The organism is uncultured Gilliamella sp., from assembly GCA_945271295.1.
GTDB lineage: Bacteria > Pseudomonadota > Gammaproteobacteria > Enterobacterales > Orbaceae > Gilliamella.
In genome coordinates, this window is sequence record CALYPG010000024.1 from 23,849 (window position 1) to 42,542 (window position 18,694).

The 18,694-nt window shown below is 34.8% G+C and carries 13 protein-coding genes; 9 read left to right on the top strand and 4 right to left on the bottom strand.

What is annotated here, in order from left to right; all coding sequences use genetic code 11:
• The first annotated feature begins 4 nt into the window (after window positions 1-4).
• Entirely contained in the window at window positions 5-1,468 is a 1,464-nt protein-coding gene (gene cls / locus Q0K76_RS10740) for a cardiolipin synthase (protein ID WP_294615527.1), read from the top strand.
• 45 nt (window positions 1,469-1,513) lie between these two features.
• Here the strand turns inward: cls and cpdA are convergent, their stop codons facing one another.
• Window positions 1,514-2,344, bottom strand: a complete 831-nt coding sequence (gene cpdA / locus Q0K76_RS10745) for a 3',5'-cyclic-AMP phosphodiesterase (RefSeq protein WP_294615529.1) — start codon at window positions 2,342-2,344, stop codon at window positions 1,514-1,516.
• 154 nt (window positions 2,345-2,498) lie between these two features.
• A complete protein-coding gene (gene nudF, locus Q0K76_RS10750) occupies window positions 2,499-3,128 on the bottom strand; it encodes an ADP-ribose diphosphatase (RefSeq protein WP_294615531.1) in 630 nt (209 codons plus the stop codon).
• A gap of 145 nt (window positions 3,129-3,273) precedes the next feature.
• Here nudF and tolC point away from each other — a divergent pair, with 145 nt between their 5' ends.
• On the top strand, window positions 3,274-4,623 hold the full coding sequence (tolC, locus tag Q0K76_RS10755) for an outer membrane channel protein TolC (protein WP_294615533.1): 1,350 nt from the start codon (window positions 3,274-3,276) through the stop codon (window positions 4,621-4,623).
• A 161-nt stretch (window positions 4,624-4,784) separates the two neighbouring features.
• On the opposite strand, the gene Q0K76_RS10760 is transcribed toward tolC, so the two are convergent.
• On the bottom strand, window positions 4,785-5,675 hold the full coding sequence (locus Q0K76_RS10760; protein WP_294615535.1) for a LysR family transcriptional regulator: 891 nt from the start codon (window positions 5,673-5,675) through the stop codon (window positions 4,785-4,787).
• 104 nt (window positions 5,676-5,779) lie between these two features.
• On the opposite strand from Q0K76_RS10760, the gene Q0K76_RS10765 reads away from it, so the two are divergent.
• A complete protein-coding gene (locus tag Q0K76_RS10765; protein ID WP_294615537.1) occupies window positions 5,780-6,454 on the top strand; it encodes an NAD(P)-binding domain-containing protein in 675 nt (224 codons plus the stop codon).
• A gap of 48 nt (window positions 6,455-6,502) precedes the next feature.
• On the top strand, window positions 6,503-7,291 hold the full coding sequence (locus Q0K76_RS10770) for an SDR family NAD(P)-dependent oxidoreductase (RefSeq protein WP_294615539.1): 789 nt from the start codon (window positions 6,503-6,505) through the stop codon (window positions 7,289-7,291).
• Between the two features lie 315 nt (window positions 7,292-7,606).
• Here Q0K76_RS10770 and Q0K76_RS10775 read toward each other — a convergent pair whose 3' ends face one another.
• Complete coding sequence (locus Q0K76_RS10775; protein WP_294615541.1) at window positions 7,607-9,220, bottom strand: hypothetical protein; 1,614 nt, start codon at window positions 9,218-9,220, stop codon at window positions 7,607-7,609.
• Window positions 9,221-9,802: 582 nt separating this feature from the next.
• On the opposite strand from Q0K76_RS10775, the gene vgrG reads away from it, so the two are divergent.
• From vgrG to Q0K76_RS10800, 5 genes are all read left to right on the top strand, one after another.
• On the top strand, window positions 9,803-12,292 hold the full coding sequence (vgrG, locus tag Q0K76_RS10780; RefSeq protein ID WP_294615543.1) for a type VI secretion system Vgr family protein: 2,490 nt from the start codon (window positions 9,803-9,805) through the stop codon (window positions 12,290-12,292).
• An 11-nt stretch (window positions 12,293-12,303) separates the two neighbouring features.
• Window positions 12,304-15,729, top strand: coding sequence for a peptidoglycan DD-metalloendopeptidase family protein (locus tag Q0K76_RS10785; RefSeq protein ID WP_294615545.1), 3,426 nt, complete (start codon window positions 12,304-12,306; stop codon window positions 15,727-15,729).
• 14 nt (window positions 15,730-15,743) lie between these two features.
• Window positions 15,744-16,559, top strand: a complete 816-nt coding sequence (locus tag Q0K76_RS10790) for a hypothetical protein (RefSeq protein ID WP_294615547.1) — start codon at window positions 15,744-15,746, stop codon at window positions 16,557-16,559.
• Window positions 16,560-16,767: 208 nt separating this feature from the next.
• Window positions 16,768-17,373, top strand: coding sequence for a hypothetical protein (locus tag Q0K76_RS10795; protein ID WP_294615549.1), 606 nt, complete (start codon window positions 16,768-16,770; stop codon window positions 17,371-17,373).
• 156 nt (window positions 17,374-17,529) lie between these two features.
• Window positions 17,530-18,108, top strand: a complete 579-nt coding sequence (locus tag Q0K76_RS10800; protein WP_294615551.1) for a hypothetical protein — start codon at window positions 17,530-17,532, stop codon at window positions 18,106-18,108.
• Window positions 18,109-18,694: the final 586 nt, after the last annotated feature.

Sequence of the window (18,694 nt, forward strand, 5' to 3'; positions counted from 1 at the left end):
AAATATGCATTTTACTTCATTTCATGCATTAATAAGTTCACTAATTTTTCTTTTTTATTGGCTGATCATCGTAGCAACTACCTTGCGAGTTGTGTTCAAACGAAGGCCAACTACTTATGTTATTGCATGGATGCTAGTCATTTATATTCTACCCATTGTTGGAATTATTCTCTATTTCGCATTGGGTGAAGCACATTTAGGGCAACAACGCGTTAAACGGGCACAAAAAATGCGTCCAACTATCTCTAAATTTATTAATAAGTTAAATGAATTTTCGAATATTTTTACTAGTAATGTTAGTTCTGTGAGCAAACCTATTTTTCAACTTTGTAAACATCAAACCGGACTTGATGGCATTAATGGTAATCATATTGAACTTCTGAGTAACACTAATGACATCTTCGACCGTTTAATTGAAGATATTAATCAAGCAACTTCTAATATTGAAATGGTATTTTATATCTGGAATAAAGGTGGTAGAGCTGATGATGTCGAAAATGCCCTTATTCAAGCAAGCAAACGCGGAGTGGTTTGTCGGTTAATGGTAGATTCAGCTGGTAGTCGCCATTTTATCAGAACTGATGCAAGCAAAAGAATGCGTGAAGCCGGTATTATCATTATTGAAGTATTAAAAGTAAACTTATTCCGTTTTATGTTCAGGCGTCTTGATCTGCGCCAACATCGTAAAGTTGTCATTATTGATAATTATATCTCTTATACAGGTAGCATGAATATCGTTGATCCACGTTATTTCAAACAAAATAAACATGTAGGGGAATGGGTTGATATTATGGTAAGAATGAACGGCCCTATTACTACATTGATGGGAGCTATCTATGCAAGTGATTGGGAGTTAGAAACAGGTAAACGTTTGTCACTACCACAGATTACCGATTTTGCTGAACCGCCAGAAGAAAAAAAACACATCATGCAATTAATTGCCTCTGGTCCCGGCTATATGGAAAATATGATCCATCAGGTACTTCTGACAGCCATTTATTCAGCCCAAGAGCAAATTATTTTCACCACACCTTATTTAGTACCCAGTGATGATATTTTACATGCAGTTTGCACTGCGGCGCAAAGAGGTGTTGAAGTAATTATAATAATACCCAAAAAAAATGATTCACTAATGGTGAAATGGGCAAGCCGAGCTTTTTTTTCTGAGTTGTTAGATGGTGGCGTCAAGCTCTATCAATTTAATGATAATTTATTACATAGCAAAAGTGTTTTAATTGATAAACAACTAAGCCTGGTCGGAACTGTTAATTTAGATATGCGTAGTCTTTGGCTAAATTTTGAAATCACCGCCGTGATTGATGATGCAGAATTTGCTCAATCCCTGTTCACATTGTTACAAACCTACTTAGCAAATTCCGATGAAGTAAGTACAAAAGAATGGAAAAACCGCCCTGTTTGGCAACATGTTGTTGAAAGATTATTTTACTTCTTCGCCCCACTTTTATAATAGAACAACACGCCTGGTAGCTACAGACTTCATTTTATCTACTATTTAATAGCCATTTTTAGACAGATCTGGCAAAAACCGATTATTACTAATTCGATAAACCTCAGTTTTAAGTGTACCATCAGCATTTAAAGTGATTTCTCTCCATCCTGGCGCATCTTGATTAGATAATTGGAATTGAACACAATTAGGTTTAAATTGCACACAAGTAGATGGGGTTGAAAATACTGTGCAATTATGCCATTTCAAATCTTGTTGTTGATGAATATGCCCCCAACCTAGTCCTTTTATCATAGGATAATTTTCAATAATTTGTTCTAACTCATCACTATTTTTTAATATATGCTGATCTAACCAACTACAGCTAGATGTAATCGGATTATGGTGTAAAAACACAAGAGCAGTTCTATCAGAATGACGTTCTAACGTATTTTTTAAAAAGAGAAGCTCTGCTGGTGCTAAAAAACCGTAAGCTTGACCAACTACCTGACTATTTAATAAAACAATAAGCCATTTACTACCTAGTAATACAACTTTATTTTCAACAAGTTGATAATGATTAAAAACCTCTTGCATATAGATAAAATTATCATGATTACCGGCAAGCCAAACACAAGGAATGGCAAATTTTTTGATTTGAGAAGCAAATCGTTGATAAGCTTTTTTAGATCCATCTTGTACAAAATCTCCAGTGGCGACAATTAAATCATATTGCTCATGACGTTTATCAATTTCCTCAATAACCGATAAGAAACTGGCATTTGAATTAATCCCCAATAACTTATCATTATCATTAGCAAATAAATGCGTATCGGTGATATGTAATATTCTACCGTATTTTTCATTATTGACCGGAAGTTGTAAAAATGCCCCCAAAACCTACCTCAATTATTTATCAATATTAATATTTTTTATCAAAAATATATTTCGTTGACTATTTGATTAATTATAAATACAGAACTCATCTTAAAAGTGTAAATTAGATCACATTTTTATAAAAGAAATTATTGATTTGCCTCACCAAAATTGTTTAATTCCATTCATTTTTCAATAAATGATGATTAAGTTGCAACCATTGAAGTGCAATAATTGATGCGGCATTATTAATCACGCCATTTTCAACCCATTGATATGCTTGTTCACGACTTACAACATGTACCTTGATATCTTCATTTTCTTCTGCAAGTCCATGAACACCAATTGCTGTTGACGAATCAACTTCACCGACCCAAATATGTAACTTTTCAGTTAATCCTCCTGGTGAAGCTAAATAACTAATAATTGGCTTACAACGACCAATAGTAATTCCAGCTTCCTCGATTGCCTCACGTTTTGCAACTTCTTCAGGTGATTCATTTTCGTGATCCATCATACCTGCAATCAATTCTAACAGCCATGGGCTATCTTGTGTCTCAATAGCCGCAATCCGAATTTGTTCAATCAAAACTACTTGATCTCTTTTAACATCATAAGCTAAAAGAACAACAGCATGACCACGCTCTAGAATTTCGCGGGTGACAACTCCGCTCATTGAACCATCAAATTGACGATATTGAAAACGGTATTCAATCAGAGAGAAAAACCCCTGATATAATTTTCGTTTGGTTAAATTAAATACATCGTTCTTGTCAAAATGTACCGGACTACTATTAATTTTCATATTAGATCTCGATTTTTTTTAGCCAAATTTTAATAAAAAGTGCGAATAGTATACTAAGCATGCTTTCTATATACTAATTATCTGTTAAAATTAAGCAATTGGAAATACTACTATTATATTTTAATGTTTTTTAAAGAGAAGCTTAATGAAAAAAACTTTAACACTTTTAATCGGCTTAGTATTAAGCCAATCTGCCTTCGCTGAGAATCTGGTTCAAGTTTATGAGCAAGCAAAAGAAACCAATCCCGATTTACGTAGTTCATTAGCTGAAAAAGAGAAAGCCTATTCAGCAATTTCAGGTTCACGAGCTAGCTTATTACCGCAAGTTGGTCTAAGTGCTTCTTACGGTGTGACTCATGGGCGCCGTGATACTAGTGGTACAAAATCAAAAAGCGGCAATTTATACCAAGTTACCTTATCTCAAAGTATTTTTAATTTCTCTAATTGGAAAGCTTTAGATATCACTAAAAAACAAGCTAGTATAGCTGATATTTCTTACCAATACCAAGGGCAAACATTAATCTTAAATACTTCGGTTGCCTACTTTAATGTGTTAAAAGCACTTGATGCGCTCAGTTTTATTGATGCACAGAAAAAAGCAATCTATCGTCAATTAGAACAAACACGCCAGCAACATCAAGTGGGTCTGGTTGCCATCACGGATGTACAAAATGCTAAAGCGAATTATGATCTTACTGTGGCTCAACAAGTTAATGCATTAAATGATTTAAATAATGCTATTGAAGATCTACGTCAAGTAAGTGGTCGTTTTTATTCGAAGCTATCAACAATTAACACTGATGCATTCAAAACACAAGCACCGACGCAAATTAGTACATTGCTAAAACAATCTGAAACTAGCAACCTTAATCTATTAACCATGAAATTAAATCAGGATATCGCACGTGATGAGATAAGACTTGCACAAGCAGGTCATTTACCTACTGCTAGCCTAGATGCTTCTACTAACTTAAACAAAAACGAAAAATATGGTAATTATTCGACACCAAGGAGCGCAAATAATGGTAAAACTTTTTCAGGGAATAACTATGTAGGAGTTAGTGTTAATATGCCTATCTTCTCTGGTGGTGCAACTATGTCTAAAGTTTCACAAGCCCAGCATAATTATGTTAGTTACAGTGAGAAACTTGAAAGCACTAACCGTAGTGTAATTAACCAAATTCGTTCTTCATATAATAATATCTCTTCTTCCATTAGTGCTATTAATGCATATCAACAAGCAGTGGTATCTGCACAAAGTTCATTAGAAGCAACCTCATCAGGTTATCAGGTTGGTACACGAACTATTGTTGATGTATTAAATGCTACAACCCAGTTATATAGCTCTAAAAGGAACTTATCTGATGCAAAATACAATTATTTAACTAGTTTATTACAGTTAAAATATGCGGTTGGCACCTTAACTGCTGATGATCTTGTTATTCTTAATAATATGTTAGGTAAAGATGTAAGTACACTCGTTACGATAAATTAGTTCATCGTAAGATGATGGCTTTAATCCATTAAAATAAAAAGGCGATTTGATTATCGCCTTTTTATATTTTTTAGCTGTTTTTCAAGTTTAATTACTATTTAAATTAATTTTGATTGTTAATTATTACTATTATTCAATTAATAACATTAATGATACAGACGCTAGATGTTAGAATCTAACACAAATTCAATAAACAACTTCAGTTTTGGTAAGCGTTGTGCATCAGCAGTATAAATCAAATGCATTTTTTTAGCCGGTGGCAAATACCCTTGTAATATTGGTAATAATTTTTTTTGTTTAATTAGATCACCAAGCATAAATTCTGATAACATCGTGATCCCTACCCCTTCAACCGCGGCCGACGCTAACACCGAAGTATCATTACTCTTAAAAGCACCGGAGATAGGAATTTGCACTAATTTACCGTTAATAGTAAAAGGCCAAATATTATCATTACCGTTACGATTAACATATTGATAAATCAAGCATTGATGATCTTTTAGTTCATAGGGGGTTGCCGGAATACCATACTCAGTGATATAACTCGGTGATACGGCGAAAATGGGCTGATAAGGACTAAGTTTACGGGCAATTAACCCTGAATCATTCAATTCACCGACACGAAAAGCAATATCAAATTCCTCTTTAACTAAATCAACATAACGATCACTGAGTTGAACATCAACATTAATTTTTGGATAGCACTTCATAAATTGGCTAATTAAAGGTATCAAAGTAAACCGACCAAAACTTAGTGGCGCACTAATTCTAATTCTCCCCTTAGGCTCTTCACTAAACTGCTGTGCCAAGGTTTTAGTCTTCTTAACTTCGCCAAGAATAACTAAACAGCGATCATAATATTGTTTGCCAAATTCAGTTAACATTTGTGAACGAGTCGTTCGATTAAGTAATTTTAATCCTAAATAGCTTTCTAAAAAGGCTATGTATTTAGCGACCATTTGTGGTGAGGTATTTAACGAAATGGATGAAGTAGCAAATGAACCAGTCTTTACCGTTAATACAAATGCTTCCATACATCTAAATAGATCCATAATTACTAATTCTCAGTTGTTAATAAATCAATTATAACTATATTTATTATCTTTTAATTTACAAAGATAATACACCATTATTATCAGGAATAGGAAATATTACAGTGAAAAAAATTGGTATAATTGGAGCTGGATTTGTTGGTCAAGCTTGTGCAACGCTATTTATGCAGGCTGGTTACCAGGTCATGTTGAGTAATTCAAGAGATAAAAATACACTATTTAGTGTAACTAGAGGTATAGGCTGTGAAATTGGCAGTCAACAAGAAGCTATTGAATTTGGCGATATAATCATGGCTGCAATTCCATTCATCAATTATCCACAACTACCAACTGAACTACTCGCCAATAAAATCGTTCTTGATACCATGAACTATTATCCTAAGCGTGACGGACAGTTCCAACAATTAGATAATTATGAAACCACAACCAGTGAATTAGTTGCTAAGCATCTAAATAAATCTAAACTTATCAAAGTGTTTAATGCCATTCTGGCAAAAGATATCGTGAAAGATGCAAAACCAAACGATAAATTAAATAGACGCGCAATTCCAGTTGCAGGAGATGACTTATTAACCAAACAAGTAATATTTGAGTTACTCGATCGTGTGGGCTTTGATTATGTTGATGTCGGATCTTTAGCTGTAAGTTGGAAATTTGAACGAGCTAAACCAGCTTATTGCTTCCCATTTAACCGCCAACAATTACAAGAAGCTTTAATGCAAGCACAAAGAGACATTGAGTTACCAGAAAACTTATGGAACAAGTTATTACAGATTTAAACAACAATAATTAATATATAAAAACATTTTAATGAAAGGTAAATTGATATGCAAAATATAGATAAAAAATATACGGTTATAACCGGTGCGAGTTCAGGAATAGGTTATGCAACAGCCATCGCTTTTGCTAAACGTAATAAAAATCTTATTGTGATTGCCAGAAGAGAAGAACAATTAGCCTTATTAAAACAAAAAATTGCTGAAATTAATCCACAATTAGATGTAGTGATTAAAGTGTGCGATATATCAAACTCAGCCAATGTGCATACACTTTTTAATCAATTGGATAATTATTTTATTGAAACTTGGATCAATAATGCCGGATTTGGACACTATGGAAGTGTGGCTGATCAGGATTTAGATAAAATTGAAACAATGTTACATTTAAATATTGAAGCTTTAACCATCTTTTCTACTCTCTATACCCGAAAATATCACAACCAATCAGGCACACAAATTATTAACATCTCATCACGCGGTGGGTACATCATTGTTCCAAATGCTGTCACCTATTGTGCAACTAAATTTTATGTCAATGCCTTTACCGAAGGACTTGCACAAGAGTTAAAACAAAGCCAAGCTAAATTAGCCGCCAAAGTTCTGGCTCCAGCGGCAACCCAAACTGAATTTGGTCAAAAGGCCAATAATGTTAGTGAATATGACTACGATAAAAGCTTCGCTAAATATCATACCGCAGATCAAATGGCTGAATTTTTGCTAGCATTATATGATAGCGATAAAGTTATAGGTGAAATCAATACTAAGGATTTTTCATTTTCTTTAAAAGATAGTATATTTCCTTATTCTGGTGATCCTAAACAAAACCAAAAAAGTTGATCAAAAATCGATTTATCTATTAATCAACAAAGAACATAACGATTGAATTTTGGTATCATTTTTATATTAAAACGTATAATACACAGGGAACATCTTGGCAGAATTTCAAGCAATAGCATGAATTTGTTTTAGTTCTCCCCTGCCTTAAGTTGTGTGTGCCAATGGAATTAATTGGCATAGAACATTTGGCAGGAAGCGCACCATTAACTCAGTCAAATTAGTTGCTCCCTACAAGGAGTAACTTTTCTTTTTTTGTTTAATTTTATTTACTCCGTCTTGACTTGCCGCCTAATAAATTAAAAAAAGACCTAAGTACTAAGGATAGGTGCAAACTCCATAGTACTCAGGTCTTTCAGAATTGTGAGTAGAATTGAAGCTATTAACGTAACCATAGTTCGAGTAGACATAGAACTGTTTTGTACCGAAATTATCACTTGTCCAATAGTTGAAGGCAACGAAGCCGGCTCCAGTATAATTGTCAATACGCCCCCATTCAGAAAAAAAACCTGCTCCAATGTAACGCATGTAATTGTTAGTACTTGATGATGGTGTGGCACCGACTGAACCTTGACACCAAGCGGCCGAATTAACACCTAAACACACAGCATTGGTTAGATCTTTTACATTGGACATACGATAACCGAGGCTTGAACACCAAGAGGACATGCTAGCAGCAGTGTCTATTTTATTTCCTGAGTTGACAAACCACTTCTTTAATACAAAACCATATTTTACTACTGCTCTATTACTACTATCATAACCCACTAACTCAAAGGTTTGAGGCAAAGTGATTGCACCAAGCCTACTTGGTGAATTTGAATTGATTTGAGGTTCAGATGCCGACGGGCCGGTAAGCGTAACGCGGACAGATGCATCTCCATTAGGATTAAAATTATCTCGTGGTGGATTCAGCGTCATGGTAGCAGTAATACCGCCTTTGGTTACAGCTGGCCAAGTCAAAGGCCCATTACCACCTATGAGTAAATCAAAATACAGATTATTAGCACCTGTAGTCGGGAAGTTGCGACTGTATGATGATGGCTGAGTTGATTGAACAAGGAACCCCATAGACAGGTTCCATATATTTGCAGGTCCGGTGAAATTCCATCTTGATATTTCACCCCCATTTGTGCCAAATTGTAAACTTGGCCTGACGTAGCAGATAGAGGGAGGAGAGTTTGGCTTAATATAATAAGTTGCACTACTACCAGTGAAATTACTACTATTAGGCAATCCATACTGGGTGTTTAAACTACCATTGGTACTAGATAGCACCACTTTATAAGGGGCATTACAAATATTTAACACGGTACTACGACTAACAGCTTGGTTATTTTTATCGGTAATACTAACACTTAGACTTCCAGTTGCGGTTATACCATTTACCCCTTGACCGTCACCATCATCGTCACCCCAATAATTATAAGGCGCACCAATAAGATCATTTAATGTTATTGAGTCAGTAGTGGTGGGAATCAACATACCAATATCCGCAAAGCTTTGCCCATCTTTGGGTAACTTTATTGGGTTTGTAGAAGTTGAAGTATTGGTTCTTGGGGTAATGCTAGTACCGTCTGATAAGGTAATACCCAACAAACCTTCGGTAGTGGTCACCTTGGTGCGACCATTATCAAACGTTAAATAGGGATTAGTACCATTAATAACTTGTGCGATATGGGCTGATAATGCTTGTGTATTAGCTGAATATGGCAATAATAACAAAGGTATTAACGCTAAAGCTACTTTAGATAAACATTTTGAATTAAAAAAAAATAGATGCAACAGCGGCAATAAAATCCAATTGTTGAGAACTAAAATAATTCTTGGATGAGGATACCTAACTATAATGTTGTTAAGAAGATTTAAGCTATAAGGTTTCCAAGCCTGATGCCTGATGCCTGATGCCTGATGCCTTAAATTATATTGCATAACATCCTACCTGTCAATTAATTTATCGTTTTTTTCGCATTTTTATGCGAGTTTGCTTATAAATAAAGCTAAATCAATTTATTAGCTTTATAATTATAAAATCTTAAAAATAAATAACCACCTTTTAACGTAAAAAATTTGTAAAGAATAGTAAAGGAAATTCGATTTACACTTTTCGGAAAGGAGTTTTTGTTTTCTACTTCTGAGGTAATTCAAATATTTTGACATTTATTATAACGTTTTCTGGTTAGTAATACTTGGTATTGTTATCAAATAGACAAAGCAATAACACCCTAACCTTTCATTGAACCTAGAAATGGCAAATATTTGCTCTTGGCGGGTGAAATGGGTGGGTGGTGTGGCTATATAAAGGGTTTTAACAGCCACCTAACCTATTCAATTAACTGATATTATTACTATTAAACCATTTACTTACTAAAAAGTGGTTAAATTATATCGCATATTAGTTTATACTTTAATTATGTTATCTTTTTAGTTTATGCTCAAAACAGCATTAAAACGCTGTAGCAATAATAAAATTATTAATAATGGAATGTATTGATTAAGAAACAGGAGAAGCAGATGGCGAGCAAAGTTAACCGTCTAATTGGTCAATTAGGTGCAGAATTGGCAGGCGGATTAGTTGGTAGTTTGGGTGGCACTAGCCACAACCGTTATACCTTAACGGTGGAAAGCGTGAGTTCGCCGGTGTCTGTTTTATACATTGAGGGCGAAGAGCAGTTAAATCAACCCTGGCGTTATACCATCAGTTTTACCAGTTCAGACAAAGCCCTGTCTATTGATTCCCTTCTCAATCAAAAAGCATCATTATCTTTTAATCCGGTTATCAATAAATCTTTAGGTTCAGCGATTCGTTCGTTAAGTGACTTCCCGTCGGTCAGTGATACCCGCACATTATATGGTGTTATCACAGCGTTTAACCAGTTATCGGTCAATAAAGATGAAGCTCACTATCAGGTGACCTTATCGCCACGTTTAGCCAGACTGGCAACAGGACAACAGAGCGGCATATATCAACACCAAAGTGTGGTGAGTGTAGTTGAAAGCGTATTACGAAACCATGGCTTTACCGGAATCGATTACCGCTTAGCACTAAAGGACAGTTACCCCATTCGAGAGTTTATCACGCAGTGGCAGGAGAGTGACCTTGAGTTTATTCAACGGTTGCTTGCTGATGTGGGGATATGGTTTCGATTTGAAAGTCATGCCGAACACCATTGTGATGTGATGGTATTAAGTGATTATGAGCAAGGCTATAATAATGTGGGTAGCATTGACTACAAATTACCGACCGGGACAATTGACGGTGGCACCGAAAGTGTGTGGGATATGACTTTACATAGCGAAGTGGTGGCATCATCGGTCAAAGTACAAGATTACAACTACCGCGATGCACCAGCTAATTTACAGGATGAAGTTAACACCCAACCGCAAGACCAGACTACCTATGGTACAGACTACCGTTATGAAGAGCATTATAAAGGCTTAAATACTAATGGTCAGGGAAACACGCATCCCGGCGACGATAACGATGAAAGCGATAATGATAATAGTCATAATAATAATGATATAGAAAGTGGTCACTGGTATGCACAAATCCGTCACGAGCATGCCATCAGCAAACAAATTATTATTAGCGGTAAAAGTAATCACTACAATCTTGCTCCGGGTCAACATATTAACATTAAAGGCAGTCCACTTTCAGGGATTAATCAAGGGGTAATCATTTTAAGTGTGCAGGGGCAAGGTAACCGCACCGATGCATACGAACTGAGTTTTACCGCGATACCTTATCAGGTATTAAAGCCGTATCGCCCGGCGCCGATAGCCTGGCCACAAGTCGGTGGCACATTACCTGCCAGGGTGACCAGTCCGGATAATGATACTTATGGTTATATTGATACGCAAGGGCGTTATCGGGTCAAACTTAACTTTGATTTAAAGAGCTGGAAGAAAGGTGAGGAGAGCTTATGGGTACGGCTGGCTAAACCTTATGCCGGTGCAACTTACGGTTTTCACTTTCCGCTAATTGATGGTACAGGCGTTGCGATTGCTTTTACGGATGGCAATCCAGACCGACCGTATATTGCTCATGCGATGCATGACAGTAGCCACCCGGACCTTGTTACAACGGTCAATAAACACCGTAATGTTATCCGTACACCGGCTAACAACAAACTGCGCATGGATGATAAGCGCGGAAAAGAGCATATAAAACTGGCAACCGAATACGGTAAGACACAGCTAAATATGGGGCACTTAGTGAACCAAAACCGGGAGCTACGCGGGGAAGGGTTTGAACTGCGCACCGATGAGTGGGGTGCTATAGCGGCAGAAAAAGGGTTATACCTGACAAGTCAAACCGAGCCGAAAGCGCAGGGTAAGCAGCTGGATATGCAAGCGGCTATTACCCAGATTGAAAATGCGCTATCCATTGCTAAAGCCCTGCAAAATGCCGCAACTCAGTCTGAGGCCCACAGCGCAGATACTGACAGTCAGGAACAACTCAAATCATCCCTGACCGGGCTAAGTCAAAGTAGGATACTTGCTTATGCACAAGAAGGGATAGCGTTAACCAGTCCGGAAGATATTCAACTGTCGAGCGGTAACAGTGTGACTATCACCAGTGAAAATCAAACGGATATAAGTGCATTAAAAAACATCACGTTATCGACCAGTGAAGCAATAGGTCTGTTTGCTCAAAAAGCCGGGATAAAGCTGTTTGCCAATCAGGGTGATGTTGAGATGCAGGCCCAACATGACAATCTGAATGTGGCGGCGAAACAAGATATCAAGGTAGATAGTGTAGACGGCAGTGTAACGGTGACAGCAAGCCAGGATATCACCTTAATTTGTGGCGGCTCTTATATCAAAATCAGTAGTCAAGGGATAGAGCTTGGAACATCAGGGAATATCTATTTGAAGTGTAATGCTATGCAAAAGATGGGGGCGGCAACGATGGATGCTCATCAACCGAAACTATCAACGACAGAACTTAAAGTTGCACTTATGCGAACAATAAAGAGCAAAAAAATGAATTTTTCAGGTTAAGGGATTACATCATGGTATTATCGAAAATAAAAAAATGGCAATATCCGGTTATTGCGAAATCGCCCGACGATTCAAAAGATAAAAAGGACATAACAGCTAAGCTCTATTATAAAGCATTACTCTCTGCTAAAAATGGATTTTATCCGGTCGGTCTTACTAAACTTGTGCATACGGGCGTTCATTTTGACAAAGATGCACTAGAAAAATTAGGCATTACTAAACCAATTAAAACTAAGGTGAATTGTATCGCTGATGGGGAAGTGATTGCTTATCGCGTCAATGGCCATTACCAAAAAATTGATTATGATGAAAAAGTCGCTTTTTTCTCAACGGGATTTGTATTAGTTCGACATTTACTTGAAATGGAACGCGTACCAGAAAAAAAGGCTGAAACAACCGAAAGTACTCCTCCAGCTGACAACAACAGTACGCCTTCTCAGGCACCTAATGCCGACACAAATTCAGCATCCAATCCATCACCCGCTATAGCAGAGGTGACACCAAATCAGTCTCCTGCCACAAATGCAGAGACAAGTCCCGCTACTACCCCAGCACCAACCCCCTCAGAAACAACGGAAAATGAGAAAAAAGAGCCGGGACATCAACTCTATTTTTACAGTCTTTATATGCATCTGGCCGATTCGGCTTATTATGATAAATATCCTGACGAACCGACACCAGCCTTTTGGGAACAAGATATTTATCGGGTGATTGATAAACAACTTCAAAATATTGTGGGATTACGTATTCGTGAAAAAGCAAATGGTTCAATTAAAGCCGTTTTGCAAAAAGGAACAAAAATAAACTTAAATCTTAATTTACACGATGACAACAATAAATGGTATGCAGTGACTTCTTTAGTAGATGGTTATACCTCTATTCCGACATTGATACCTTTTGAATATAAAAATGGTAATAATATCGAAAAGATTTTAGGTTGGGTTTATACCGGTAAAGCAGTGGAGCAATCAGAATTCGAAATTCAAGGTAAGGATTCAAATTTAGCAAAATCAAAAGGATTGACAGTAAATGATGAAAATGGAAAAAACGTTATTTCAACATTACCGATTGGCACACAAATTAAGATTACCGGAACCAAAAATAAAAATGGTTTAATTGAATTAACCGAAATTATACGGGATGGAAAGCCAACAATTCCGTTACCGGAAGCGAAAAAAATGGTTAATTTGGCTTGTTTAAAGAAGATATCCAGAGGCAAAAAATATGATGAAGTGGTGGTATTAGATACACCCTTCCCAATTAAAGCCGGTGATTTAGTTGGGCATATTGGAAACTATCACGATTATGAAGCTGGAATCGATAAAGAAAAAGATAAAGAAGGGAAACCACAAGATATTGAAATTTTACCGGACGATACCTTTAAAGATACATATTTTAACCCATTGTTGCATGTGGAATGTTTTACCTGTGAAGATTTAACTAATTACATTACACAAACTCAAACAGAAGCGAATAAATTAGTTGATGCTGACAAATCCTTCTTAGCCATATCAAAAGGCGCGAAATTACTGGCGACGCCGAATAAAGGAGATACCACCGTAGGTAAACCTTATACCGGCACAAAAATAAAGGTAAAAAGTAAAAACGTTGGTATCAATTGGATACAAATTGAAATCAAAACTTCAGATACCGAAACCAAGACATTATGGATAGAAAATAATGAAGAGGTGGCTAAAATAGCCAAGCCAAATGGTGAAATCACATTAAATGAAACAATGGTTGCCTGGAGTAAACATCCTTTACAAGCTAGTGAGTTGGCAAAAAGCACTCAAATAACAGATTTACCATTACTGTTATCGCTAAACGATGAAACACTCACCTCACGAGATAAACGAGCGAAAGATGAACAAGACACTTTATGGTGGAAGGTTGCAGCTCTTGACGCGAGAAACCTCCCAATTGTCGGTTGGGTGTCAAACAAAGATGAGGGAGTAAAAAAGGTGAGTGCCTGGGATTGGTTTGATTTTTCCCGATTAACTGAAAATGCCAGCTTAGTGGAGTTTTATAAGGATGTGGAATTATCAGAAAAACGAAATAAAGATAATCCATCATTAGATAAATACCAACTAACTTTAAAGACAACGTTATCTATATTAGACAGACAATATACGACCGACTCGCCAGAAAACAAGAAGTATGCCTATATAAAGGATAAATGTTTTGAAGGAGTAAAAGAGAAACCGATATTATTTGAGGCGTTAGGGCGTTTATTAGTTAACTATAAAAGTGAATGGTACAGTGAAATCAATACCGAAGGCAAGATGCCGGACTGGGAAGCGTTAAATAGTGTGATGACTGAGGATGCTGAAAATGTCCTGGGTTATTTAAGGGATGGCGATGAAGCAAAACGTGATGCCCACTTAAAGAATATCGGAAAAACCGCCGACTCAGAAGAAGCAGCAGGATTACAAGAGCGACGCGATAAAATAAGTCAATTTCCGGCAGATTATAAACAAAATCCAAAAGAAAAGCTCAATCCAGCACAGCTTGAACAATATTATTATATGCAAAAGCTAGAAACTGACGTAGCAAAGTGGGAAAAAGAAAAAGAGAAAATCAAACAGTGTTTATGGTGGGATGATGTGGTTAAAGGGTTAGCCAATCAAAATCAATCAACAACCGACTCAGGTGCGATAAGTGAAAATGAAAGCACCCCAAGCACCCCGACCGAACAAAACGAACCTGAAGCCCCACCACCAGCCACACTAAACCCAAACGGCAAAGCTTGGTTTATCCATCCTATATCAATGATGATGCTAACAAATTATAAAAAAGATGTTATTTTCCCTTTAAAATTAAAACCAATAAATAATTTTGATATGCAATTTGGTGCTAATTACAATTGGACTAAAAATAACAACCAGACAATGTTTGGATGGGGGCGTAGTGGTGGTACAAGAAAACATGCCGCAAGGGATTTATATACAGAACCATATGCAGAAATTGTTGCGGTTAGTGATGGTGTTGTTTTAGAGGTGAAGAATTTTTACTCTCAAACACATCAAATAACCATAAAGCATGAAACATGGAGTGGAAGACAATTTATTATTCGTTATGGTGAAGTAGATAAAGAAAGTATTAAAGTTAAAGTAGGTGATTTTGTCAAACAAGGTACAGTAATCGCGAAGACAGGATTATTACTAAAAGAACTTGCAACCGGTGAAGTAAGTAAACATACTATTGAAATTAAAGTCAATGCTAAAATAACAAAGAAATATAAACCTGAACTAATTATTAATGGAAAAATAATTTATATGTTGCATTTAGAATATTATTCAGGAGCAAGTGGATTAAACTTGAAAAGTTCGTTGAGTAATAAAGCTAATAAACCTTATGAACGACGTAAAGATCTATTAGATCCTCTGGAATTATTAAAAGAGGGATATCGTAATACTTTTAGGACTGAACCTCAATAATTTGGAGTGATAACATGAAAAATTTATTATTGGGCTGTTTATTATTAATTTCAGGTTCAAATTTTGCTCATGCATCAAATAATGATGTGGTTAACAACAATTATTATACATTAATGAAAGATAAGTTAAATAAACAAGTCACACAAACAAAAGCAGGTGAACAATTAGTTAGAGAATTAGAACAATTGGTTACTTATAATCAACAAAAAGTAATTTTTTGGGGTTGTGATTTTAAACCGATAGAAGGAAATAAAAAGGATATTATTAATATATTAAACCAAAATCATTTTTTTGAAAATTATGGCAAACAGTTAAAAGAATACCACTTAACATTATCTAACTTTAGTATGGTTTATACTAATGATAGATCTAGTTCATCAGATCTTTGTAATAGTAATAATTATATGAATATCATTCAGCTTGATAGCGATCAATTAATGGTTCCATATGAAAGTCAATTAATTTTTTATAAACGTTCTTCTGCACAAGAAGAAAAAAATATTAGGAATTATTATAATGGGAAATGTCATGAATTAGAACAGGTTGATATGGATTCTATTGATATTTGTTATTATAAAAATATGACCATTTTGGATGTTTATAATGTTATGAGTTTTGACTCTGAAAAAATTTTTAGAAAAAAAATTAAAGTAGGAAAGAATTTTTCTGTTACTTATAATGATGAAGATATGCATGTGGAGGTAGAATATAAATGGTCTGGTAAAAATAAGTTAAAAATCACACAAAATTTTGATGGTGGTGTCACTACTTATACTTTTATTTATCAAGGCAATAAAACCAAAGTAATAACAGTCTATTCTCCTGATTAAAATGTAGTTTTAAAGTGAAATTCGCAATATTCTACGGCGATCATCCAAGATAGTTTATAAATCCAGACTGTTTTGAATGTCTACTTGGTGCTATGTTGGAGTTAAATTGTACTAGCTCAAATCTAATCCTAATGGTTATGATCATCATCACCATTTACATATCTGTGGTTTTGATTTTAAACGAATTATTAATATAAAGGATTAACGGATGATTAAATTTAAATTTTTTTCTATAGGTATTTTAATTATATCGTTCTTTTCTTTTGCTGAAACCCAAAGTAGAACTCATAAGGACGCTATCCTTTATGAATTCAAAGAATATCCAAAAAGCATTTTATCCGAAGAACATTATTCTTTGAGACAATTTTTTGCAGATAACAAAGAGATTTACGATGAAAATAACTCGCTAAATTCATTTTTTAATTCTGACACTCCCTTACAAGGTATGGTTGAACACAGGAAACCTTATACAGATAAGGCTATATTGTTTAAAAAAATCCCACTTGACAAAAATCTAAACATATTTCTTTTTGCCTATTGGGATCATAATGACCAAGACTCATATTATAATCTTCCCACACTGGAAATGCAGATTTTTGATAAAAATTACAAATTTATCAGTAAAATTATTGCAGTTGATGGCGCAGCCGCTGAATGTTCATATCGAAAAAAAATAAGAATTTATAAAAATAAAAAATTTGAAATAACAGAAGCAGAGTATTGCATAGATATTGAAACAGACAAACTTATGACTGAGCAACACAAAACAAGTTATTATTTTATTGATGATAAAGGAAATATTAATTTTGAATAATAAATGAGATTAAGTATAAATTAGAATGATTAAAAGATATTTTCTTCATTAGTTTTATTAGCTCATCCTAAATAATATTTCTCATAAAATAAAACCAGAAACCAACAACCACTTATATGTTGGATTTGGCATGAATAAAATTAAGGGAATCATATAATGAGAGTATTTAGAGATTTAATTATTATCTCTTTGTTAATATTTTGTTCTGTTGACATCGCATTTTCAGAAAATTTAAGTAGTGATTTACGTAACTATCGTAAAATAAAATTACCTTATTCTTCTGATGAATTAAAAAAATATTATTATTGGGGTGAATATGGTTTGTATCTTTCACCTAATATGCCATTTCCATTTAGATTTTCAAATAAAGAATTTTCATTTAGACCAAAATTATCCGAATATGTGATTAAAACTACTTTTTATTTCCCGCATTGCTATTTTTATTATAAAGATATTTTATATAAAGGGATTATACAAATGGCTATGGGTGAGAATGATGAAAAGGTTTTTACTTTTCAATTAAATAGTTACGACTCTCAAGGCATTCTAATTGATGCAATATTACTTTATCGGATACAAAGTGGAGAAATATCATATTGGGATGATTTTGTAATAAAAACCAATGGCAAAATTTTGATAAAACAACATCAAAAACAAAATCTTTTTGAACCTGACGAATTTCCCAAAGATGATAAAGTTCACACAACCAAAGTTGAATATCAAATGAATAGATAAAGAAAACTCGCAATTTCAACTTAAAGAATTATTAGTTAGCGAAGATTATAAATATCAAATTATTTATCCCAATCAATTTAAAATTTTAGAAAGATCTTTAGAAACATCAAAGTTTAACAGTGATGAGCTTAAAACTTGTTATCAAAACGAATATAATGCTATATGTAATTTAGATACCTATCATTATTACCATGATATTTTATCTCAAAAGCTAATATCCCTTGCAGAAAAAAATCCCACTTTTAAAGAGGCATAAACATAATTGATAAAAAGATAAATCAAATTTGTTTAACATTCCCTCCACCTGCCTATCATACTGAAACAACAGATTTCACTCATAAAATCACAAAATGCTTAGTGGAACAAATGAAACAAAAAATAGACAAAATAGATGATGAACTCGCTAAATAAAATAGCAATCCGTAACATAGAAGCAATCTATGAAAAAATAAACAATTGTCGGTTGGGTGTCGAGCAAAGATGAGGGAGTAAAAAAGGTGAGTGTCTGGGATTGGTTTGATTTTTCCCGATTGTAGTAGCTCAAACCTGATCTGACAGTTACCAGTTTTTTATAGGTGCCTGTCAG